At 72.9% G+C, this 22,037-nt stretch carries 19 protein-coding genes; 5 read left to right on the top strand and 14 right to left on the bottom strand.

Features of this window, described 5'->3' with window-relative positions; genetic code table 11:
• Window positions 1-132: 132 nt before the first annotated feature.
• The 7 genes from pheT to infC all read right to left on the bottom strand — a co-directional run bounded on the left by pheT (window position 133) and on the right by infC (window position 7,675).
• Window positions 133-2,661: a phenylalanine--tRNA ligase subunit beta gene (gene pheT / locus ACWFR1_RS10010; protein WP_453548625.1), complete on the bottom strand. Its 2,529-nt coding sequence runs from the start codon at window positions 2,659-2,661 to the stop codon at window positions 133-135.
• Window positions 2,661-3,788 (bottom strand): phenylalanine--tRNA ligase subunit alpha, encoded by a 1,128-nt coding sequence (gene pheS / locus ACWFR1_RS10005; RefSeq protein ID WP_317593859.1) that lies wholly within the window; start codon window positions 3,786-3,788, stop codon window positions 2,661-2,663. The genes pheT and pheS overlap by 1 nt, the downstream gene beginning before the upstream one ends.
• A 137-nt stretch (window positions 3,789-3,925) precedes the next feature.
• Complete coding sequence (locus ACWFR1_RS10000; protein ID WP_453548621.1) at window positions 3,926-5,125, bottom strand: ATP-binding protein; 1,200 nt, start codon at window positions 5,123-5,125, stop codon at window positions 3,926-3,928.
• An 81-nt stretch (window positions 5,126-5,206) separates the two neighbouring features.
• A complete protein-coding gene (locus ACWFR1_RS09995; protein ID WP_453548618.1) occupies window positions 5,207-6,046 on the bottom strand; it encodes a TrmH family RNA methyltransferase in 840 nt (279 codons plus the stop codon).
• 113 nt (window positions 6,047-6,159) lie between these two features.
• Window positions 6,160-6,546, bottom strand: coding sequence for a 50S ribosomal protein L20 (gene rplT / locus ACWFR1_RS09990; protein WP_024760684.1), 387 nt, complete (start codon window positions 6,544-6,546; stop codon window positions 6,160-6,162).
• A gap of 106 nt (window positions 6,547-6,652) precedes the next feature.
• Window positions 6,653-6,847 carry a 50S ribosomal protein L35 gene (gene rpmI, locus ACWFR1_RS09985; RefSeq protein WP_024760685.1) on the bottom strand — a complete coding sequence of 65 codons (195 nt, stop codon included), beginning with the start codon at window positions 6,845-6,847 and terminating at the stop codon, window positions 6,653-6,655.
• 123 nt (window positions 6,848-6,970) lie between these two features.
• Complete coding sequence (gene infC, locus ACWFR1_RS09980) at window positions 6,971-7,675, bottom strand: translation initiation factor IF-3 (protein WP_453548766.1); 705 nt, start codon at window positions 7,673-7,675, stop codon at window positions 6,971-6,973.
• A gap of 379 nt (window positions 7,676-8,054) precedes the next feature.
• Between infC and ACWFR1_RS09975 the strand changes: the two genes are divergently transcribed.
• Complete coding sequence (locus ACWFR1_RS09975) at window positions 8,055-8,432, top strand: DUF1844 domain-containing protein (protein WP_365787788.1); 378 nt, start codon at window positions 8,055-8,057, stop codon at window positions 8,430-8,432.
• Window positions 8,433-8,454: 22 nt separating this feature from the next.
• Here the strand turns inward: ACWFR1_RS09975 and ACWFR1_RS09970 are convergent, their stop codons facing one another.
• From ACWFR1_RS09970 to ACWFR1_RS09960, 3 genes are read right to left on the bottom strand one after another with little or no spacing between them, the layout of a single operon-like run.
• A complete protein-coding gene (locus tag ACWFR1_RS09970) occupies window positions 8,455-9,186 on the bottom strand; it encodes an SseB family protein (RefSeq protein ID WP_453548614.1) in 732 nt (243 codons plus the stop codon).
• Window positions 9,187-9,232: 46 nt separating this feature from the next.
• A complete protein-coding gene (gene mycP, locus ACWFR1_RS09965) occupies window positions 9,233-10,549 on the bottom strand; it encodes a type VII secretion-associated serine protease mycosin (RefSeq protein ID WP_453548612.1) in 1,317 nt (438 codons plus the stop codon).
• Window positions 10,546-12,324, bottom strand: coding sequence for a hypothetical protein (locus ACWFR1_RS09960; protein ID WP_453548611.1), 1,779 nt, complete (start codon window positions 12,322-12,324; stop codon window positions 10,546-10,548). Before ACWFR1_RS09960 ends, mycP begins: the two co-directional genes overlap by 4 nt.
• A gap of 124 nt (window positions 12,325-12,448) precedes the next feature.
• Between ACWFR1_RS09960 and ACWFR1_RS09955 the strand changes: the two genes are divergently transcribed.
• Window positions 12,449-13,651 carry an amino acid deaminase/aldolase gene (locus ACWFR1_RS09955; RefSeq protein WP_453548609.1) on the top strand — a complete coding sequence of 401 codons (1,203 nt, stop codon included), beginning with the start codon at window positions 12,449-12,451 and terminating at the stop codon, window positions 13,649-13,651.
• Window positions 13,652-13,851: 200 nt separating this feature from the next.
• On the opposite strand, the gene ACWFR1_RS09950 is transcribed toward ACWFR1_RS09955, so the two are convergent.
• The 4 genes from ACWFR1_RS09950 to ACWFR1_RS09935 all read right to left on the bottom strand — a co-directional run bounded on the left by ACWFR1_RS09950 (window position 13,852) and on the right by ACWFR1_RS09935 (window position 18,879).
• Window positions 13,852-15,243: a haloacid dehalogenase-like hydrolase gene (locus tag ACWFR1_RS09950; RefSeq protein WP_453548607.1), complete on the bottom strand. Its 1,392-nt coding sequence runs from the start codon at window positions 15,241-15,243 to the stop codon at window positions 13,852-13,854.
• 97 nt (window positions 15,244-15,340) lie between these two features.
• Window positions 15,341-16,123: a 3-oxoacyl-ACP reductase gene (locus ACWFR1_RS09945; RefSeq protein ID WP_453548604.1), complete on the bottom strand. Its 783-nt coding sequence runs from the start codon at window positions 16,121-16,123 to the stop codon at window positions 15,341-15,343.
• Window positions 16,120-17,484 (bottom strand): aldehyde dehydrogenase family protein, encoded by a 1,365-nt coding sequence (locus ACWFR1_RS09940; RefSeq protein WP_453548601.1) that lies wholly within the window; start codon window positions 17,482-17,484, stop codon window positions 16,120-16,122. Before ACWFR1_RS09940 ends, ACWFR1_RS09945 begins: the two co-directional genes overlap by 4 nt.
• A 30-nt stretch (window positions 17,485-17,514) precedes the next feature.
• Complete coding sequence (locus ACWFR1_RS09935) at window positions 17,515-18,879, bottom strand: glutamine synthetase family protein (RefSeq protein ID WP_453548599.1); 1,365 nt, start codon at window positions 18,877-18,879, stop codon at window positions 17,515-17,517.
• 90 nt (window positions 18,880-18,969) lie between these two features.
• Here ACWFR1_RS09935 and ACWFR1_RS09930 point away from each other — a divergent pair, with 90 nt between their 5' ends.
• The 3 genes from ACWFR1_RS09930 (at window position 18,970) to ACWFR1_RS09920 (ending at window position 21,981) form a co-directional block, all read left to right on the top strand.
• A complete protein-coding gene (locus tag ACWFR1_RS09930) occupies window positions 18,970-19,698 on the top strand; it encodes a FadR/GntR family transcriptional regulator (protein ID WP_453548597.1) in 729 nt (242 codons plus the stop codon).
• A 114-nt stretch (window positions 19,699-19,812) separates the two neighbouring features.
• Entirely contained in the window at window positions 19,813-21,246 is a 1,434-nt protein-coding gene (eat, locus tag ACWFR1_RS09925) for an ethanolamine permease (protein ID WP_453548595.1), read from the top strand.
• A 39-nt stretch (window positions 21,247-21,285) separates the two neighbouring features.
• Window positions 21,286-21,981 (top strand): gamma-glutamyl-gamma-aminobutyrate hydrolase family protein, encoded by a 696-nt coding sequence (locus ACWFR1_RS09920; RefSeq protein WP_453548593.1) that lies wholly within the window; start codon window positions 21,286-21,288, stop codon window positions 21,979-21,981.
• The last annotated feature ends 56 nt before the right edge of the window (window positions 21,982-22,037 follow it).

The raw sequence follows: 22,037 nt of genomic DNA, 5'->3' as shown, positions 1-22,037 counted from the left end.
GCCAGGCGCCGGGGCGGCCGAGCCCCGGGCGCGTGACCGCCGTTGGGTGCACGGTGCGGGGTCCGGGCACGGGGGGGGGCCCGCCCCGGCAACCCCCGGGGCGGCCCACCTGGTGCTGCTCTGCCGTGTCGCTCAGGCGCCGCGCAGGACGGCGCCCGTGCGGTCGGCCGCCAGGGCGACGGCCGCGTCGCGGGCCGCGGTGGCCTCGTCGACCGTGAGGGTGCGGTCCGTGGCGCGGAACTTCAGCGCGTACGCCAGGGACTTGGTGCCCTCGTCCAGCTGGTCGCCGGTGTAGACGTCGAACAGGCGGATGGACTCCAGGAGCTCACCCGCGCCCTCGCCGAGGGCGGCCTCGACCTCGGCGGCCGGGACCTCCGCGGCGACGACCAGGGCGACGTCCTGGGTGGCGACCGGGAAGGAGGAGATATGAGGGGCCTTCAGGGGGCCCTCGTTCGCCTTCTCCAGCAGGTCCAGGTCGATCTCCATCGCGCAGCTGCGGGCCGGCAGACCGAAGGCCTTCACCACGCGCGGGTGGAGCTCGCCGGCGTGGCCGACGAGGACCTTCTCGCCGTCCACCTCGACGTGGAACGCGGCGCAGCGGCCCGGGTGCCACGGGGCGTGCTGGTCGGCGCTGATGATCAGCTCGACCCCGGCCTCGGCGGCCACGGTCCGGCCGGCCTCGACCGCGTCCGCCCAGTCGGACGGGCGGCCCTTGCCCCACCAGCCGGCCTGCTCGCGCGCACCGGCGAGGACGACGGCGGCACGGCGCGGCTGCGCGGGCAGCGCGGCGTTGACCTCGGCGACCTCCTCGTCGGTGGGACGGCGGTCGACGGGCAGCCGGACGGCGACGCCGGGCTCTCCCTCCGGCCGGAAGACGAGACCGGTCTCGAAGAGTGCCAGGTCGTGGCTGCCGCGGCTGTCGTTGCGACGCAGCGCGCCGAGCAGGCCCGGGAGCAGCGTCGTACGGAGCGCGGGCTCCTCGTCCGAGAGCGGGTTGACCAGGGTCACGAGCCGGCGACGGGCGTCGTCCGCGTCGAGACCGAGGTGGTCGAGGGCCTGCGCGCCGATGAACGGGTAGTTCAGCGCCTCGACGTAGCCGGCGCCGGCCAAGGCGCGGCCCACGCGGCGGTGGGTGCGCTGGCGCTCGGTGAGTCCGCGGCCGGCCGGGGGCTTCGGCAGCGTGGAGGGCAGGTTCTCGTAGCCCTCCAGGCGGATGACCTCTTCGGCGAGGTCGTTCGGCTCGTTGAGGTCGGGGCGCCACGAGGGCACGGTGACGACGAGCTCGTCCTGGCCGTAGACGTCGCAGCCGACCTCCTGGAGGCGGCGGACGACGGTCTCGCGGCCGTAGTCGACGCCCGCGACCTTGTCCGGGTGGTTCGCCGGCATGGCGATCGTGCGCGGCGCGGACGGGGCGCTGATCTCGGTGACGCCGGCCTCGGCCGTACCGCCCGCGAGCAGCACGAGCAGGTCGACGCAGCGCTGCGCGGCGGCACTGGGCGCCTTCGGGTCGACGCCACGCTCCCAGCGCTTGGAACCCTCGGTCGACAGCTTGTGACGGCGCGAGGTCCGGGCGATGGTGATCGCGTCGAAGTGGGCCGCCTCGATGACGACCTCGGTGGTGCCCGTGACGATGCCCGTCTCGGGGTCGGTCACCGGATCGGCGATCTCCGTGTGGGCGCCGCCCATCACGCCGGCCAGCGCGATCGGGCCGCTGTTGTCAGTAATCAGCAGGTCCCCGGAGTCGAGGACGCGCTTGACTCCGTCCAGCGTGGTGATCGTCTCACCGTCCGCGGCGCGGCGGACCCCGATGGGGCCGTCGAGCCGGGTGCGGTCGTAGGCGTGCAGCGGGGTGCCCAGCTCCAGCATCACGTAGTTGGTGATGTCCACGGCGAGCGAGACCGTGCGCATGCCGGCCTTCTGGAGCCTGCGCTGCATCCAGATGGGGGTGCGGGCCTCGGGGGCGACACCGACGACGGTGCGCGCGGTGAAGCGGTCGCAGCCGATCGGGTCGGAGACCTGGACCGGGTAGCCGTACGCGTTCGGCGCGGGTACGTCGAGGAGCGCCGGGTCGCGCAGCGGCAGGCCGTACGCGGTCGCGGTCTCGCGGGCGACGCCGCGCATCGAGAGGCAGTAGCCGCGGTCGGGGGTGACGGCGATGTCGAGGACCTCGTCGTACAGCTCCAGGAGGACCGTGGCGTCGATGCCGATCTCGTACTCCGGCGGGAGCACGATGATGCCGTGCGTACCGTCGTCGCCCATGCCCAGCTCGTCGCCGGAGCAGATCATGCCGCGGGACACCCGGCCGTAGGTCTTGCGCTCGGCGATCCGGAAGTCACCGGGGAGGACGGCGCCGGGCAGGGCCACGACGACCTTGTCGCCCACGGCGAAGTTCCGGGCGCCGCAGATGATCTCCTGGGGCTCGCCCGTGCCGTTGGCCTGGCCGACGTCGACGGTGCAGAAGCGGATGGGCTTCTTGAACTCCGTCAGCTCCTCGATGGTGAGGACCTTGCCGACCACCAGCGGACCGGTGAGGCCGGTGCCGAGCTTCTCGACGGTCTCGACCTCGAGACCCGCGGAGATGAGTTTGGCCTGGACGTCTCGGCCGGTCTCCGTCACCGGCAGGTCGACGTACTCCCGCAGCCAAGAAAGCGGGACCCGCATCAGATCTCCATCCCGAACGGCCGGGTGAAACGGACGTCACCCTCGACCATGTCTCGCATGTCGTCGACGTTGTGGCGGAACATCAGCATCCGCTCGATGCCGAACCCGAAGGCGAATCCGCTGTACTTCTCGGGGTCCACACCGCAGGCGACGAGCACCTTCGGGTTGACCATGCCGCAGCCGCCGAGCTCGATCCAGCCCTCGCTGCCGCAGGTGCGGCAGGGACGGTCCGGGTTGCCGACGGACTCGCCGCGGCAGACGTAGCAGAGCATGTCCATCTCGGCGGACGGCTCGGTGAAGGGGAAGAAGTTCGGGCGGAGCCGGGTCTTCATGTCCGGGCCGAAGAGCGCCTGGACCATGTGGTCCAGGGTGCCCTTGAGGTCGGCCATGGTCAGGCCCTCGTCGACGGCGAGCAGCTCGATCTGGTGGAAGACCGGGGTGTGCGTGGCGTCGAGCTCGTCGGTGCGGTAGACGCGGCCGGGGCACACGACGTAGACCGGGGGCTCCCGGTCGAGGAGCGTGCGGGCCTGGACCGGCGAGGTGTGCGTGCGCAGGACGACACCGGACTCGTCACCCGTGGTGCCCTCAGGGCCCTGGATGAAGAAGGTGTCCTGCATCTGGCGCGCCGGGTGGTCCGGGACGAAGTTGAGGGCGTCGAAGTTGAACCACTCCGCCTCGACCTCGGGGCCCTCGGCGACCTCGTACCCCATGGAGACGAAGACGTCCGCGACGCGCTCCATGAGCGTGGTCAGCGGGTGCCTGGCGCCGGCCGGGACACGGTCGTACGGCAGGGTGACGTCGACGGCCTCCTCGACGAGCACACGGGCGTCCCGCTCGGCCTCCAGCTCCGTCTGCCGGGCGGCGAGCGCCTTGGAGACGGCGCCGCGCGCCTGGCCCACGACCTTTCCGGCGGCGGCCTTGGCCTGCGGGGGCAGGGCGCCGATCTCGCGGTTGGCGAGGGCCAGTGGCGAGGTGCCACCGGTGTGCGCGGTCTTCGCGTGCGCAAGCGCGTCGAGGTCGCCGGCGGCCGCGAAGGCGGCGAGCGCCTCGTCCCGCATGCGCTCGATCTCTTCCGGTTTCAAGGCCTCGACCTCGACCGGGTCGTACGACTTATTCGGTGCCGACATCTCTTCCCGTGCTTCCGTTTGGCTGGCTGGGCGCTGCCCCGCTCGACGACAAGGGCGCAAACGTGCCAAAGGTCGAGTCTAACGGGGCGCTCGGACGGTGATGAGCCCGTGGGCGGCCCTGGCGGCCTCTGATCTCGTCAGATGAGATGGGCCGGGGTGCCGACGGGCAGGGTAAATCGGAACTCGGCCCCGCCGCGGGGGCCCCGTCCGACGGTGATGGTGCCGCCGTGGGCCTCGACGATGCCCTTGACGATGTAGAGGCCGAGGCCGGTGCCGCCGCGTTTGCTGCCCCGCCAGAAGCGGGTGAAGACGCGGCTCATCGACGCTTCGGGGATGCCGGGGCCCTCGTCGCTCACGGTGACCTCCGTCCCCTCTTCTCCGTCGTCGCCCGCGGTACCGGGTGCCACCTCGATGGTGACGGTTCCTTCGCCGTGGCGCACCGCGTTTTCCAGGAGGTTGCCGAGGATCTGGTCGATCTTGTCGGGGTCGGCCCAGAGCTTGGGCAGCCGCGGGCTGATCCGTACGAAGAAACGGTCCGGTGACTGGCCGCCGGTGGTGTGGACCTGGATGTGGCGGCCGATGGCGGCGGCGAGGTCGACGGGCTGGCGGCGCACCTCAAGACGGCCGGAGTCGATCCGGGAGATGTCGAGGAGCTCGGCGATGAGGCGCTTGATGCGGCCCGCGTCGGCGTCGACGGTCTCCAGCATCAGCCGCTTCTGCTCGTCGGTGAACCGCTCCCATTTGTCGAGGAGGGTGGCGGTGAAGCCCTTGACGGAGGTGAGCGGGGAGCGCAGCTCGTGGGCGACGGTGGCGATGAGCTCGGCGTGGCTGCGCTCGGTGCGGCGGCGGGCGTCGGTGCCACGCAGGGAGACCACGACGCGGCGGACGGGCCCTGTGGGGTGCTCGCGGACGTACCGGGCGGAGACGAGGACCTCGCGGCCGCCGGGGAGCAGCAGATTGCGCTCGGGCTGGCCTCGGCGGGTGGCGAGGCCGCCGTACGGGTCGGTCAGGGTCCACCAGCGGCACCCCTTGAGGTCCTCCAGGGGGAGGGCCTCGTCGAGGGGGAGGCCGAGGGCCCGGTCGGCGGGTACGGCGGTGATGCGGCCGGCGGCGGCGTTGAAGCAGACGACCCGGCCGGTCTCGTCGGCGACGACGAGGCCGTCGGGCAGGTCGTCGGGCCGGATCCCGGCGAAGTCGGTGCCGCCGGCGGAGGGATCGGCGGTGGGGAGTGGGGTGGCGGGGAGCCCGGCAGTGGGCGCCTGGGCGGCTCCGGGCGGCTCCGGGGCGTGCGGTGCGCCGCTTTGTGCCTGTGCGGGACTGTCCGTGCCGACCGTCATCCCCGTACCCCACCTCTCCGTGTAGCGCAGTGGGCCCCCGAAGGCGTCACTCTACTGGGCCCGGACGCCGGAATGGACCCCTCAGGCGGAGGTTCGGGGGCGCTGGGCGCGGGCGGAGGCGTACAGGCAGACGGCGGCCGCGGTGGCGAGGTTGAGGCTCTCGGCCTTGCCGTGGATGGGGACGCGGACGACGGCGTCGGCGAGGGCCCTGGTCTCCTCGGGAAGGCCCCAGGCCTCGTTGCCGAAGATCCAGGCGGTGGGCCCGCCCATGGTGCCGGCGTCGAGTTCGTCGTCGAGGTCGTCCTGGCCCGCTCCGTCGGCGGCGAGGATCCGTACGCCCGCGCTCTTGAGCCCGGCGACGGCCTGTTCCACGGGGACGCCGACGGCGACCGGCAGGTGGAAGAGCGATCCGACGGAGGCGCGGACCGACTTGGGGTTGTAGAGGTCGACGGACGCGTCGGTGAGGACGACGGCGTCGGCGCCGGCGGCGTCGGCGCAGCGCAGCACGGTCCCGGCGTTCCCGGGGTCGCGGACGTGCGCGAGGACGGCGACCAGCTTGGGCCGGGCCGCGACGATCTCCTCGAAGGGCGAGTCCAGGAAGCGGCAGACGCCGACGATGCCCTGCGGGGTGACGGTCTGGGAGACCTCGGCGAGGACGGCGTCGGAGGCGTGGTGGACACGGGCGCCGGAGGCGAGGGCGGTCTCGATGATCGGCGCGTACCGCTCGGCTGCCTCGACGGTGGTGAAGAGCTCGACGAGGGTGGGCTCGCCGCCGGCCCCGCGGTGCTCGACGGCCTCGCGGACGGCCTGCGGGCCCTCGGCGATGAAGAGGCGGTCCTTGCCCCGGAAGTTGCGCTTGGCGAGTCGCCGGGCGGCGACGACGCGCGGGGAACGCGGGGAGATCAGCTCGGGGGTGACCATGAGGTGCGGCGGTTCTCTCTTCGAGGGGGACGGCGACTTCGGGGGCCCGACGCACCCGGACCCGCAGGCGCACGCGCCTGCGGGTCCGGGCAGAGGTACTGCGGCCTGGAAGATCAGGCAGCGGCCTTCGGGGCGTTGACGTCGGCCGGCAGAGCCTTCTGCGCGACCTCGACCAGCGCGGCGAACGCGTTGATGTCGTTGACGGCCAGCTCGGCGAGGATCTTGCGGTCCACCTCGATGTTGGCGGCGTTCAGACCCTGGATGAGGCGGTTGTACGTCATGCCGTTCTGACGGGCAGCGGCGTTGATGCGCTGGATCCACAGACGGCGGAAGTCGCCCTTGCGCTTCTTGCGGTCGTTGTAGTTGTAGACCAGCGAGTGGGTGACCTGCTCCTTGGCCTTGCGGTACAGGCGCGAACGCTGACCGCGGTAGCCGGAGGCCGCCTCGAGGATTGCCCGGCGCTTCTTGTGGGCGTTGACTGCCCGCTTGACGCGTGCCACTTTTAACTCCTTGTAGCGGGGTCGTGGTGGTCCTCACACGACCCGAAAAACGAATGGATCCCGGTCTGAGCCGGATGCCCTCGTCGCCGAGGGCGGGAGATCAAGATCAGATGCCCAGCATCTTCTTGATCTTGGCGGCGTCACCCGGGGCCATCTCGGCGTTGCCGGTGAGGCGACGCGTCAGCTTGGACGACTTGTGCTCGAGCAGGTGGCGCTTGCCGGCGCGCTCGCGCATGATCTTGCCGGTGCCGGTGACCTTGAAGCGCTTCTTGGCACCGGAGTGCGTCTTGTTCTTCGGCATCGCGCCGTATCTCCTCGTCAGTGGCGCTCCCCCGGTGCGGACACCGGACTGCCGGGAGCGTCAATTCTTAGTTCTGGTGGTTCCGGGCGGGTCCCGGGGCTGCCTGGGTGGCAGCCCGTCGGGTCACGCCTCGGGGTTCTCGACCGGAGCGTCGGCCTCGGCCTCGGCGACCGGAGCGTCGGTGGCCTCGGTGGCCTCGGTCTCCTCGACCTGAGCCTCCTCGACCGGAGCGTCGTCCGCCTCGTCGGCGGCGACACCCTGGCGCTCGGCCTTGCGTGCGGCCTGGGCCTCACGCGCCTCGGCCATGGCCTCGGTCTTCTTCTTGTGCGGGCCGAGAACCATGATCATGTTCCGGCCGTCCTGCTTCGGGTTGGACTCGATGAAGCCAAGCTCCTCGACGTCCGACGCCAGCCGCTGAAGCAGCCGGAAACCAAGCTCGGGACGGGACTGCTCACGACCACGGAACATGATCGTGATCTTGACCTTGTCGCCCTGCTTGAGGAACCGGACGACGTGACCCTTCTTGGTGTCGTAGTCGTGCGGGTCGATCTTCGGCCGGAGCTTCATCTCCTTGATGACCGTGTGCGCCTGGTTCTTGCGCGCCTCACGGGCCTTCATGGCCGACTCGTACTTGAACTTCCCGTAGTCCATGAGCTTGCACACGGGCGGACGGGCGGTCGCCGCGACCTCGACCAGGTCGAGGTCGTACTCCTGTGCGAGCTCCAGGGCCTTGGCAAGCGGAACAATCCCGACCTGCTCGCCGCTGGGTCCGACAAGTCGCACCTCGGGAACGCGAATCCTGTCGTTGATGCGGGGCTCGGCGCTGATGGATCCTCCTAGGTAGCACCACGCGACCGCCTGGCGGACGGACGCGCAACGTCTGTTCACTGAGACCAACCGAGCCGGCACATGAAAAACGCCCCGGACGGGACACAGGCGGGGCTCCAAGGAAAACCGGAGCACCGCCGCGGTCAACCGCGGGGCGCAGAATCGGGCAGTTCCATCGTCCGTACGGAACGATGGGGACCACCTGACCGGTGACCCGCCACCCGTGAGGGTGGTCAGGTGGGAGTACGGAGCCTCCACTTGTGGGCCGGGCACACGCGTGTCCGGCCGGTCGTTACACAAGGTTAGCAGGACCGGCCCCTCTACGCGAACCGGGACGGGGGCGACGGAGAGGCGCGCCGGGCGGCTTATCGTGTGAGGCATGAGCGAGACGCCCCAGAACGAGTCCGCGGACTCCCCCGACGCCCCCGACTTCGACGCCATGACCCGCGACATCGCGGAGGTCCCGGCCGTCGAGGTGATCGTGACGGTCGCCGTCAACCTGATGAGCGCCGCCGCGGTGAAGCTCGGTCTCACCGAGGAGGGCGACAAGTACAAGGACCTCGACGAGGCCCGCAAGCTGGTGCACGCGCTCGCCGGCCTGCTGGACGCCGGCGCGACGGAGGTCTCCTCCTTCCACGCCGCTCCCCTGCGGGACGGTCTGAAGTCCCTGCAGCTCGCCTTCCGCGAGGCGTCCCTGATCCCGGACGAGCCGGGCCAGGGACCGGGCGAGAAGTACACGGGGCCGGTGTACGGCTAGGACTTCTCCCTACTTACCGCTCTTACCGCTTCACGTAGAAGGGCTCGCCAGGAGGCGTGGCCGAGGCCGGCAGCAGTGCCAGGTCGAGGCCCCGCACCAGGCGGGCCCTCAGTGTTTCGTCGGCGGCCAGGGCGCGGGCGACGCGCTGGGCCGCTTCCGCCGGGGCGGCGTCCCCGGCGAGGATCAGGGCGAGGGTGCCGTCGGCGGCGCCGGGGCCCAGATGGGCGCGGAGGACCGCGGGCTCGGCGGCGACGGCGGCGCGTACGGCCTCCCGTACGGCCGGGTCGTCGAGCGGGTCGGTGCTGGAGCGACCCTCGGCGAGGGCGAGCAGCGCCGGACCCGTCAGCTGGTACGGGACGGGGCCCGCGAGGTCGAGGACGACGGTGTCGGCCTTCTCGTGCGCGGCGGCCTGGAGCGCCTGGTGGAGGGGCACGGCCACGGGCCGGGCCTCCGGGTCCCACAGGGCGAGCGCGGCGATCGAGGTGAAGGCGGGCAGGGCCCGGCGGTCGCCCGCGGTGAGGGTGGGCACCGCCATGTCGCTGGTCTTCTCGCGGCGCAGGCCGTTCTCGTCGGTCTCGACCTCGCCGAGGACGGCGACCACGGGGACGAGCAGCCGGGCGCCCTTGAGCGCTTCGAGGACCGGGCCGTGGGCGGTCCTGTCCTCCGCCCAGGCCGCGAGGGCCGCGGCGAGCCGCGGGTCGGCGGTGCCGTCGTCGTCGGAGAAACCGGGGTCCGGGATGTTCTTGAGCGCCACGCACCGAGCCTAACGGGCGAGGGGCACGGATCTGTCCGCCGGGTCGTCAGCGGGTGCGTCGCGTGCGCCGGAGGGCGACGGCGGCGAGGAGCAGCAGGGCGCCGAGCCCGCCGGCGGCGGGGGCGAGCAGGCCGAGGGGGCGGCTCTCCTCGGCGGCGGGGGTCGGGCCGGGGCCGAAGTACTGCCCCCGGTAGCCGGTGGTGGCGATCTTCGGGTCGCCGCCCTTGCGCGCCGCCCCGGCCTCGATGGCGGCGGCCGGGTCGACCGTCCCGTACCCCTTGGCGTCGCTGCGGCCGCCCTTGGGGCGGTTGCGGGCGGTGTCGATGAGCAGCTGCTTGATCTGGGCCGGGGTGAGGTCGGGGTGGGCGGACCTGACGAGGGCGACGGCGCCGGAGACGAACGCGGCGGCGGCGCTGGTGCCCCAGCCCTCGTAGTAGCGGCGGTCGGGGTCGGCGATGACGATGTCGACGCCGGGGGCACTGACCGTGGCGTACCAGCGGCGGGTGGAGAACGAGGCGTGGGTGCCGTAGCGGTCGACGGCGGTGACGGCGATGACGCCGGGGTAGGCGGCGGGGTACGAGATGTGGTCGCCCTTCTCGCCGCCGTTGCCTGCGGAGGCGACGACGGAGACGCCCTTGGCGAGGGCGTACTGGACGGCGGCGTCCTCGCCCGCGTCGGGGTGGGCGGACTTGGAGTCGTCGCCGAGGGAGAGGTTGATGACGTCGGCGCCGTGGTCGGCGGCCCAGCGGATGCCCTCGGCGAGGGCGGTGCCGCGGCTCTTGCGGGCCTTGTCGCGGGACTTGTCGGTGCTCTCCAGGATGACCCTGACGGGGAGGATCTCGACGTCGGGCGCGATCCCGAGGACCCCGCTCTCGTCGCCGGGGCCGTGGCCGTGCCCGGCGATGATGCCGGCCATGGCGGTGCCGTGGCGGGCCCAGGCGTCGTCGCCCTTGGAGGCTCCGAAGCCGATGAGGTCGCGGCCGGGGAGGACGGAGCCGGTCAGGTCCGGGTGGTCGGGGTCGACGCCCGTGTCGAGGACGGCGACCTTGACGCCCTCGCCCTTGGTCGTACGCCAGGCTTCGGCGGTGTGCATGGCCTCCAGGCCCCACTGCCGGGCCCGGATGGTGTCGGCGTGGGCGGGGGCGGTGGTCGCGGGGAGGACGGAGAAGGCGGCGGCGAGGAGGACGACGCCGGTCGCGCGGGTGGGGGTGGTGAGGCGGGCGGGGGTGGTGGTGCGGGTGGGGGCTGTGGCGGGGGCCGGGCCGGTGGCACGGTCCTGGCCGGTGGCGCGGGCTGTCGGCCGGGTGGGAGCGGCCGCCCGGGCAGGGGCTGTCACCCGGGTGGAGGCGGTCGGGTGGGTCACCGGGCGCTCTCCTTCTCCTTGACGGCCGCGGCGACGGTCTTGCGCAGCAGGGATTCGAAACGCTTGGTGATGCCCTTGGCCTCGTGGCCGAGGCCGGACTGCGCGGTCGCGTCGGTACGGCCCTGGGTCATGGCCAGGTCGGCGGACTGCGGGCGTTCGACGGCCCGGCCGTCGGCGAAGCCGGAGACGGCGGTGACGACGACGGGAAGGTCGGCGGGGGCGCTCAGCCACCAGCTCGCGCGCTGCCGTGCGCCGAAGCGGGCCGCGACGGTGGAGGGGCCGGTGAGCGCCGGGGGGACGTCCTCGCCGAGGCGGGCGGCGAGGCCGCCGCCCTGGCCGAGGGTGCGCTGCGCGCCGGCGTCGGCGCGGGTGAAGACGAGGCCGACGGTGATCACGCTGCTGGCGGTGGCGTCGGTGTACGTGGCGCGCAGGACGCGCTCGCAGCCGAGCGGCGTGAGGGTGGCGAGCAGGCCCTTGGCCAGGACGGCGGGCGAGCAGGGGGTGTCGGGGGCGACGACGATCCGGGTCCAGGTGCGTCCGGCGGCGCCGGGGCCCGCGCCGGGGCCCGCGAGGGTGCGGGGGAAGAGGGTGTCGACGGGGACGTTGTGCCAGAGGTCCTTCGCCTCGGTGTACCCGGCGGGTTCGGCGGGCCGCGCGGGGTCGCTGGAGGCCAGCCATATCCCGGTGAGGGCCCCGCCGATGAGCCCGACCCCGAGGACGACGCAGGCCGTGACCGCGAGCAGTCGCCCGGTGCGGCGCTCGCGTACGGGGCGCAGTCGGGTGGTGGTCTCGACGGCTGTCTCGGGCGGCAGGGCGCCCGCGAGCCCGTATCCGTACGAGGGCGTCCCGTGCGCGGCGGGTCGCGGCGGCCTCGGCGGGTGAGCCGTGCGCGGTACGTCGCGGATCGGCCGGAGCCGGGTGGTGGTCTCCACCTCCGGCAGGTCGCCCGCTTCGGACGGGGAAGCCCAGGTGCGGGCGGGCGCGGGTGCCTGACGGGACGGCAGGGGCTCGACGGCCGTGCCGCCCGACTCGCGCGCGGACGGGTATCCGCGCCGCGCGTCGGGGCCGTCCGGAACCCCGCGCGGCGGCACGGCGCGACCGGCCGGCCCGGGAGCCGGGACGGCCTGAGAGGCCACGGGGCCGGCGGCGGGCGGGAAACCGGGGCGCGCGGGCTCGGCCTGCGGGCCCGGGGACTGCGGACGCTCAGGGGCGGCGGTCGGCGCGGGCCGTGCGGGCGCCACCGGGGGCTCGGGAGGCGCCGAAGCCGTCGGCGCGGGCCGTACGGGCACCACCGGGGACGCGGCCCTCGGCGTGACCGGGGGCTTGGGCGGCGCGGAGGCGGTCGGCGCGGGACGTGCCGGGGGCGACGGCGGAGCGGGCCTTGAGGTGTCCGCCGCCGTGGGGCGCTCGGCCCCGTCCTGGGCGGCGTTCCTCGCCGTGAGGCGCTCGGCCCCGTCCTGGGCGGCGTTCCTCGCCGTGAGGCGCTCGGCTCCGTCCTGGGCGGCGTTCCTCGCCGTGGAGCGTGCCGGGATCTCCGGGACAGCCGGGTGCGGTGGGGCCGTCACGGACGCCGTCGGGCGCTCAGGAGCGCCCTGGGCGGTCGACGTCGCCGCGAGACGCGCGGGGGTGGCCAGGGCGTTCCTCGGCGTGAGGCGCCCCGGATGTTCCGCGGCGGGCGGCGGTGTCGCGGGCGCCGGCGGTGACGTGGTCGTCGGTGGGGCCTGGAGGAGCGCGTCGGTGATGCGGGACGTGGGACGTGGGTGTTCGGCGGTCATCCCCGTCCCCCCGCTCGTGTCGACAATGCCCGTCACTCTACGGGCTGTTCCCGGCCCCGCGGGAACCCGGGCGGACCGAGGTCGGGGGCTACCCACTCGTATACCTGTCTGGCAAGCTCGGGCCATGACTCCCCGCGCCGCCGACCGGGCCCGTTACGACCGTGCCACCGCTCATCTCGACGCTCCCGTGGCGATCGTCGACCTGGAGGCCTTCGACGACAACGCGGCGGATCTCGTCCGCCGGTCCGCCGGCAAGCCGATCCGGGTGGCGAGCAAGTCCGTGCGCTGCCGCGCGCTCCTGGAGCGGGTGCTCTCGCGTGACGGGTTCGCCGGGATCATGTCGTTCACGCTCGACGAGTCGCTGTGGCTGGCGCGTGCCGGGTTCGAGGACGTGCTGCTCGCGTATCCGTCGGCGGACCGGGCCGGGTTCGCGGACCTGGCGCGGGATCCGAAGCTCGCCGCCGCCGTGACCGTGATGGTCGACGACGTCGCGCAGCTCGATCTGATCGACGCCTCCCGCGCGGGCGGGGCGGAGGAGGTGCGGGTCTGCCTGGAGCTGGACACGGCCCTCCACCTCCTGGGGGGACGGGTACGGATCGGGGCTCGGCGTTCGCCGCTGCGCACCCCCGCCGACCTGGCCGAGCTGGCCCGTTCCGTTGTGCGGCGGCCGGGTTTCCGGCTGGTCGGGATCATGGCGTACGAAGGGCACGTCGCCGGCGTCGGCGACGCGGTCGCGGGCCGGCCGCTGCGCTCGCGGGCGATCCGGCTGATGCAGTCCGCCGCCCGCCGGGAGCTGGCGGAGCGCCGGGCGGCGGTCGTCCGTGCGGTACGGGCGGTGGCGCCGGACCTGGAGTTCGTGAACGGCGGCGGCACCGGGAGCGTCCAGCACACGGCCGCCGAGGACGCGGTGACGGAGATCGCCGCCGGTTCGGGGCTCTTCGTGCCGCGGCTCTTCGACAACTACACGTCCTTCAGCGGGCGTCCGGCCGCGCTCTTCGCGCAGCCCGTCGTCCGCCGCCCCGGCGTGGGCGTGGTGACCGTGCTCGGCGGCGGCTATCCCGCGTCCGGGGCGGCGGGCCCGGACCGGCTGCCCGTGCCGTATCTGCCGGAGGGGCTGCGGTACGACCCGCAGGAGGGTCCCGGCGAGGTCCAGACCCCACTGCTCGGCTCGCCGGCCGACGACCTGCGGATCGGCGACAAGGTGTGGTTCCGGCACGCGAAGGCCGGCGAGCTGTGCGAGCGGTTCGACCGATTGCGGCTGGTCGAGGGCGACCGGGTCACGGCCACCGTGCCGACCTACCGGGGCGAGGGGCAGACGTTCCTTTAGGGCCCCATGGGCCCCGCCAGACAGGACCCGCCCGAACCGGCGAGGTTCCTCACCCGGTCCCCTCGCCCGGCAGACGAGCCGGGCGAGGCCGGGGATGTCGGCTGTCCGGGTGGCGGCGTGGGGGCGTCAGGAAGCGGCTCCTTGTTCACGGTCTGTCCGTTCCAGGATGATTTGCCCCGCTCCAGCAGGTGCTGCTGACGCTACTCCAGGAGGCCACCCGTGCCGTCCACCATCGACCCCTTCTCCGGCCCTGCCAGGCCCCCCGGCCACGGGTGATCAGCCGACGCGGGCTGCTGGTCGGTGCGGCCGTCTTCGCGGGCGCTCAGGCGGCTCACCGTGTCCCGCTGGTCCGGGATCACCGTGCCGTCGGGGCGGCGGACCGGTTCCGCCGTGCCGTCGGCCGCCGTGTAGCCCGTCGTGGCACAGGGGTACGGGGTGGCCTTCTGCCGCTTCGGCTCGATGAACATGGGGTTGACGATCCAGCGGCCGTCGCCGTTCTCGTACGCCCGGCACATGAGTTCGTTCTTGTTGCGGTTGAGGACCAGCCGGAGGCCGGTCGCGTCGCGCAGGAAGGAGACGTCCGTGTCGGAGTCTCCGGCGGCGAAATCCTGGCGGCGGGAGGCCGGTTGGACGCGCTCGGCGGCGGGGCCGCGGACGCCGAGGATCTCCTGGTTGATCCAGCAGCGCTTGCCGTCGATGTAGGTGATCATCTCGTCCTCGCCGTCGCGGACAGTGCCGCAGCCCTTGAGGTGGGCGGTGAGCCGGCCGTGCTCGGTGGTGTTGCGGATGCCGATGGTGTGGGAAGGGTCGACGCCGGCGCCCTTCGCCCAGACGTCGACGACCGGTTCGGGCGAGGCGGAGACGACCCAGACGTCGAAGCCCGCGGCCTTGAGCGTACGGATGAGGTCGCGCTGCTGCTCGTAGTGGCGGACCCAGCCCGTGACGCGGGCGGTGCCGACCCGCTGGGTGGCGCCCTGCGGCGCGGCGAGGTTCTCGGCGCGGGCGGCGGCGGCGAAGGACTCGACCTGGCGGGTGGTCCAGCCGCGCAGGAGCTGGGCCAGCCAGGCGTACTGGGGGTCCGTGCGGCGGTGGTCGAAGCCGTCGAAGGCCGGTTCGCCGCCCGTGGTGGCACCCCCTCCGTACACCGCGAGGAGCTCGTCGGCGCATCGCGTGTCGGTGGACGTGGGGAGGGTGCGTACGCCGGTGGGGCACGCTTCGCCGAGCGCCGCGGCGGCCCCGGGGGTGAGGTGGCGGCTCGTGGTGGACCAGTCGCCGTCGCGGGGCGGGCGGACGCGGTCGTTGCGGAGCAGCCAGTAGAAGGTGGCGTCGCCGACGTCGTTCTTGACGACGGTGTTGTCCCAGTCGAAGACCGCGAGGGGCTTCTTCCCGCCGCCGCGACCCCGGTCGGCGCAGTGGTCGGCGAGGAAGGCGTCCAGGCGTGCCCTGTTGTCGCCGTACCAGCCTTCGGAGACCGTCAGCGTCGGGCATTCCCGGGGCTTCGCCTCGGCGGGGGCCGCGGCCGCGAGGCCGGTCGTGGCGAGCGTGAGGGCGAGGGCGGAGGTCGCCGTTCTCGTACGGAGTCGGTTGGTCATGGTCACTCTCCTTCTCGGAAGGCTTCTGGACGCGGAACAGCCGGGCGCCTTGCGACGCCCGGCTGCCGGGTGGGGGGGAGGTGGGACGAGCGGAGGGTTAGAGAGGTGTCACGTACGCGGCCGCGATGCCGCCGTCGACGAGGAAGTCGCTGGCGTTGACGAAGGAGGAGTCGTCGCTCGCGAGGAACGCGACCGCGGCGGCGATCTCCTCGGCCTCGGCGAAGCGGCCGACGGGGATGTGCACGAGGCGGCGCGCGGCCCGCTCGGGGTCGCTGGCGAACAGCTCCTGGAGGAGCGGGGTGTTGACCGGCCCGGGGCAGAGGGCGTTGACCCGGATGCCCTCGCGGGCGAACTGGACGCCCAGCTCGCGGGACATGGCGAGGACGCCGCCCTTGGAGGCCGTGTACGAGATCTGGCTGGTGGCCGCGCCCATGATCGCGACGAAGGAGGCGGTGTTGATGATGGAGCCCCTGCCCTGGCGGCGCATGTAGGGGAGGGCGGCCTTGCAGCACAGGTAGACGGAGGTGAGGTTGACGTCCTGGACGCGCTTCCAGGCCTCCAGGCCGGTCTCCAGGATGGAGTCGTCGTCGGGCGGCGAGATGCCGGCGTTGTTGAAGGCGATGTCGACGGAGCCGTACGTGTCGAAGGCGGTCCTGAAGAGCGCGTCGACCTGCTCGGGGTCGGTGACGTCGACCTTGACGAAGGTGCCGCCGACCTCCTCCGCCGCGGCCTTGCCCGCGGTCTCGTCGATGTCGCCGCAGACGACGTTCGCGCCCTCGGAGGCGAGGCGTCGGGCGGTGGCGAGGCCGATGCCGCTGCCGGCTCCGGTGATGACGGCGGTACGGCCGACGAGGCGGCGGCAGATGATCTCGTTGCTCACAGTGCGGGGCCCTCCGTGCTGATGAAGACGTTCTTGGTTTCGGTGAAGGCGGTCAGGGCGTCGGGGCCCAGTTCGCGGCCGAGGCCGGACTGCCGGTAGCCGCCGAACGGCGTCCAGTAGCGGACGCTGGAGTGGGAGTTGACGGAGAGGTTGCCGGCGCGGACGGCGCGGGAGGCGCGCAGGGCGCGGCCGACGTCGCGGGTCCAGATCGAGCCGGAGAGGCCGTACTCGGTGGCGTTGGCGAGCCGGATCGCGTCGGCCTCGTCGTCGAAGGGCAGGACGACGGCGACCGGCCCGAAGATCTCCTCGACGGCGCAGGGGGCGTCCTCGGGCAGGTCGGTGAGGACGGTCGGCGGGAACCAGAAGCCGGGGCCCTCGGGTGCCTTGCCGCGGATTCCCTGGAGGTCCTCGGTGACGTACGAGCGGACGCGGTCGAGATGGGCGCGGGAGATGAGCGGGCCCATCTGGGTGCGCTCGTCGAGGGGGTCGCCGACGACGATCTCCTCGATCGCGGGGGTGAGGAGCTCCAGGAAGCGGTCGTACGCGCTCCGCTGCACGAGGATGCGGGTGCGGGCGCAGCAGTCCTGGCCGCTGTTGTCGAGGAAGGCCATCGGCGCCGCGGCGGCGGCCGCCTCGATGTCCGCGTCCGCGAAGACGATGTTGGGGCTCTTGCCGCCGAGTTCGAGCGTGAGCCGCTTCACCCGGTCGGCGCACTTGGCCATGATCGACTTTCCGACCCGGGTGGAGCCGGTGAAGACGATCTTCGCGATGCCGGGGTGCTCGACGAGGGTGTTGCCCGTGACCGGGCCCGTGCCGGGGAGGACCTGGAAGAGGCCCTCGGGCAGACCCGCCTCCAGGGCGAGTTCGGCGAGGCGGAGCGCGGTGAGCGGGGTGGTCTCGGCGGGCTTGAGGAGTACCGCGTTGCCGGCGGCGAGGGCGGGTGCGGCGGCCCAGGCGGCGATCGGCATGGGGAAGTTCCAGGGCGCGATGACGCCGACGACCCCGAGGGGTTCGAGGATCGTGACGTCGAGGCCGCCGGCCACCGGGATCTGGCGCCCGTTGAGGCGCTCCACTCCCCCGGCGGCGAAGTCGAGGAGGTCGCGGACGTTGCCGGCCTCCCAGCGGGCGTTGCCGATCGTGTGCCCGGCCTCGGTGACCTCCAGGCGGGCGAGTTCCTCGATGTGCTCGTCGACGACAGCGGCGAAGCGGCGGAGCACCCGGGCCCGGTCGGCGGGCGCCGCGGCGGCCCAGCCGCGCTGGGCGGCGGTGGCGCGGCCGACGGCGGCGTCGACCTCGGCCGGGGTCACGGCGGGGACGGTGGCGACCAGCTCCTCCGTCGCCGGGTTCAGTACCTGGAGCAACTCGTTCCTCTCTCTTGTCACATGTGCCGGTCAGAGGCGTTCGAAGGAGCGGCGCAGTTCCCAGTCGGTCACCGCGGCGTCGAAGGCGTCGAGTTCGACGCGGGCCATGTTGCGGTAGTGGGCGACGACCTCCGCGCCGAAGGCGGCCTTGGCGATCTCGCTGGTCTCCCAGAGTTCGGCGGCCTCGCGGAGGGTGGTGGGGACGTGCGCGTACTCGGCGGTGTAGGCGTTCCCGGTGCACGGCTCGGGCAGCTCGAGGCGCTGCTCGATCCCGTACAGGCCGGCGGCGACCAGGCCCGCGACGGCGAGGTAGGGGTTGACGTCGCCGCCGGGGAGGCGGTTCTCGAAGCGGGTGGAGCGGCCGTGGCCGACGACCCGGAGCGAGCAGGTGCGGTTGTCGTGACCCCAGGCGACCGCGGTGGGGGCGAAGGAGCCGGGCTGGAACCGCTTGTAGGAGTTGATGTTCGGGGCGTAGAGGAGGGAGAAGTCACGGAGGGCGGCGAGCTGTCCGGCGAGGAAGTGCCGCATGGTCTCGGACATGTGGTGGGGGTCGTCGCCCGCCATCACGTTCTCTCCGTCGGCGTTCTGGAGGGAGAGGTGGATGTGGCAGGAGTTGCCCTCGCGCTCGTTGTACTTCGCCATGAAGGTGAGCGAGTAGCCCTCCTGGGCGGCGATCTCCTTGGCGCCCGTCTTGTAGACGGCGTGCTGGTCACAGGTGACGAGGGCCTCGTCGTACTTGAAGGCGATCTCGTGCTGGCCGGGGTTGCACTCGCCCTTGGCGGACTCGACGGTCAGTCCGGCGGCGGTCATCTCGTTGCGGATGCGGCGCAGGAGGGGTTCGATGCGACCGGTACCGAGGACGGAGTAGTCGATGTTGTACTGGTTGGCGGGCGTGAGGCCGCGGTAGTTCGCGTCCCAGGCCTGCTCGTAGCTGTCCTGGAAGACGATGAACTCGAGCTCGGTGCCGACGTGGGCGGTGAGGCCGAGTTCCGCGAGGCGCTCCAGCTGGCGGCGGAGGATCTGGCGGGGGGCCGCGACCACCGGGGTGCCGTCGGCCCAGGCGAGGTCGGCCGTCACCATGGCGGTGGCCTCGTTCCAGGGGAGGCGGCGGAGGGTGGTGAGGTCGGGGTGCATCGCGAAGTCGCCGTAGCCGCTGTCCCAGGAGGACATCTCGTAGCCCTCGACGGTGTTCATCTCGGTGTCGACGGCCAGAAGATAGTTGCAGCCCTCGGTGCCGTGGCCGAGGACGTCGTCCAGGAAGAACTGTGCGGCGAACCGCTTGCCCTGGAGCCGTCCCTGCATGTCGGGGAAGGCCAGGACGACGGTGTCGATCTCGCCGCTCGCGACGAGGGCACGCAGCTCCTCGACGGTGAGCGGGGGTGTGCGGTCTGCCACGGGATTGCTCCTCCTTCGGCCTGCCGGGAGCCATAAGGTATTGCCGAAGACCATTGCTTGGGAAGTCCTGGAGAAGGGGAAACGAGGAACGTGGCCAGTACGAGTGAATCGGCGGACCGGCTGACGCCCGTGCTCCGGCCTGTGCGGGCGGGCAACGGCTTCGAGGAGGCGTTGCAGCAGATCCTCCAGGTGGTACGGCTCGGACTCGTGCCGGGCGGGGAGCGGCTGCCCGCCGAGCGGGAGCTGGCCGACCGGATGGGGATCAGCCGGGTGACCCTGCGCGAGGTCCTCAAGGTCCTCCAGGAACAGGGGCTCGTGGAGAGCCGGCGCGGCCGGTACGGCGGGACGTTCGTCCTGCCCCGCGTCCAGACCGCCGACGAGGACGAGCTGCGCCGCCGGATCGCCTCGGTCGACGTGGAGGACATCCTGCGCTTCCGTGAGGTCCTGGAGGTGGGGGCCGCGGGGCTCTGCGCGGCACACGGGCTCGACGCGGCGGGCGCCGAGCGGCTGCGGGCCGCCGTGACGGCGACCCATGACGCGCCTTTGGCCGATTACCGTCGCCAGGACACCCTGCTCCACCTCACGCTCGCCGAGCTCTCCGGCTCGCCGACGCTGACCGCGCAGTACGCCGCCGTACGGGCGACGGTGAACGACCTCCTGGACTGCATCCCCCTGCTCGTACGCAATCTGGAGCACTCCCAGCACCAGCACACGGCCCTGGTGGAGGCGGTCCTCGACGGGGACGCGGACGCGGCGCGCGAGGTGATGCGGGAGCACTGCGCGGGCACGGCGGCGCTGCTGCGGGGCTTCCTGACGTGAGCGGGGCCCCGTCGCCGTAACCCGAAAGTAACGCACGGGGGTTGCGCATCCGTACGGGCGCCGCAAAGGTATGGCTCCAATCCATTGGGCCCGTTGCGGGGAGCTGACGCTGCCATGACGCTCGAAGACACCACACCGCCGAAAGACGACTATCTGGAACGGCGCACGCTGCGCCGCGGCAGCGCCGGCTGGCTGCTGCTCACCGGTCTCGGCGTCGCCTACGTCGTCTCCGGGGACTTCTCCGGCTGGAACATCGGCCTGTCGAAGGGCGGCTTCGGCGGACTCGCCGTCGCCACCGTCCTCATGGGCGCGATGTACGCCTGTCTGGTCTTCGCGCTCGCCGAGCTCTCCGCCATCCTGCCCACGGCGGGCGGCGGCTACGGCTTCGCCCGCCGGGCGCTCGGCACCTGGGGCGGGTTCCTGACCGGAACCGCGATCCTCATCGAGTACGTCCTCGCGCCCGCCGCGATCTCCATCTTCATCGGCGACTACGTCGAGTCCCTCGGCCTCTTCGGCCTGGAGTCCGGCTGGCCGGTCTACCTCGTCTGCTTCGCGCTCTTCATCGGGATCCATCTGTGGGGCGTGGGCGAGGCGCTGCGTTTCAGCCTGATCGTGACGGCGATCGCGGTCGCGGCGCTCGTCGTCTTCGCGCTGGGCGCGTTCACCGACTTCCACGTCGACGGACTGAACGACATCCCCGTCGACGGCCAGGCCTTCGGGTCGAACTCCTGGCTGCCCTTCGGACTGCTCGGGATCTGGGCCGCGTTCCCCTTCGGCATGTGGTTCTTCCTCGGGGTGGAGGGCGTGCCGCTCGCCGCCGAGGAGGCGAAGGACCCGGTGCGGTCGATGCCCAGGGCGCTCGCGATCTCGATGGGGATCCTGGTGCTGCTCGCCGTCGTGACCTTCCTCGCCGCCACCGGCGCGCGCGGCTCGGCCGCCGTCCAGGAGGCGGGCAACCCGCTCGTCGTGGCGCTCCAGGGCGACGGGGAGCCGACGGCGCTCAGCCGCTTCGTGAACTACGCGGGCCTCGCGGGCCTGGTCGCCTCCTTCTTCTCGCTCATCTACGCCGGATCGCGCCAGCTGTTCGCCCTCTCCCGGGCCGGCTACCTGCCCCGCTTCCTCTCCCTGACCAGCCGCCGCAAGTCGCCGTACCTGGGCCTGCTCATCCCGGGCGCGATCGGCTTCGCGCTCGCCGCCGGGACCGGGAACGGCGCGCGGATGCTGAACATCGCGGTCTTCGGCGCCACCATCTCGTACGCCCTCATGGCGCTCTCGCACATCGTGCTGCGGCGCCGCGAGCCCGGCCTGCACCGGCCGTACCGCACGCCCGGCGGGATCGTGACCTCGTCCATCGCCTTCGTCCTGGCCCTTTCGGCGCTCGTCGCGACCTTCCTGGTGGACCGGACGGCGGCGTTCATGGCACTCGGGGTGTACGTGATCGCTCTCGCCTACTTCGCGTTCTACAGTCGGCACCATCTGGTGGCCGGCGCGCCGGAGGAGGAGTTCGCGGCGCTCGCCGCTGCCGAGGCCGAGCTCGCCCGCGACTGATCCGTCTCATCGAGTCACCGACGCTCCTGGAGGAAGCACGTGTCCAAGCCGCTCATCGGCGTGACGACCTATCTGGACCAGGCCCGTTGGGGGGTGTGGGACATGCAGGCCGCGCTGCTCCCCGCGCCGTACCCACGGCTCGTCCGGGAGAGCGGGGGGCTCGCCGTGATGCTGCCGCCGGACGAACCGGCCGCCGCGGCGGCGGTCGTGGCCCGGCTCGACGGTCTGGTCGTCGCGGGCGGGGCGGACGTCGAGCCCGTACGGTACGGGGCCGCGCCCGACCCCCGTACCGGCCCGCCGGCCCGCGCGCGGGACTCCTGGGAACTGGCGCTGATCGACGCGGCGCTGGCCTCCGGCACGCCGCTGCTCGGGATCTGCCGGGGCATGCAGCTGCTGAACGTGGCCCTCGGCGGGACGCTGATCCAGCACCTGGACGGGCATGTGGAGGCGGTCGGGGTGATCGGCCGGCACGCGGTCAAGCCGGTGCCGGGCACGCGGTACGCCTCCCTCGTGCCCGAGCTGACCGAGGTCCCGACCTACCACCACCAGGCCGTGGAGCTGCTGGGCACGGGGCTCACGGCCTCGGCCCACGCGGAGGACGGCACGGTGGAGGCGGTGGAACTGGCCGCCCCGACCTGGGCCCTCGGTGTGCAGTGGCACCCGGAGATGGGCGAGGACCTGCGGGTGATGCGGGGGCTTGTCGAGGCGGCGGGGGTGGCGACGGCCCGGCTTTGAGCGGGTCGGCTGTCACCGGTCGGGAGCTGGGAGGGGGATCGGTCGGCCGTTACCGG

The sequence above is a fragment of the Streptomyces sp. NPDC055103 genome (genome assembly GCF_053607625.1).
The sequence above is the reverse complement of the archived record's forward strand: the minus strand, read 5'-3'. Positions and strand labels throughout refer to the sequence as shown.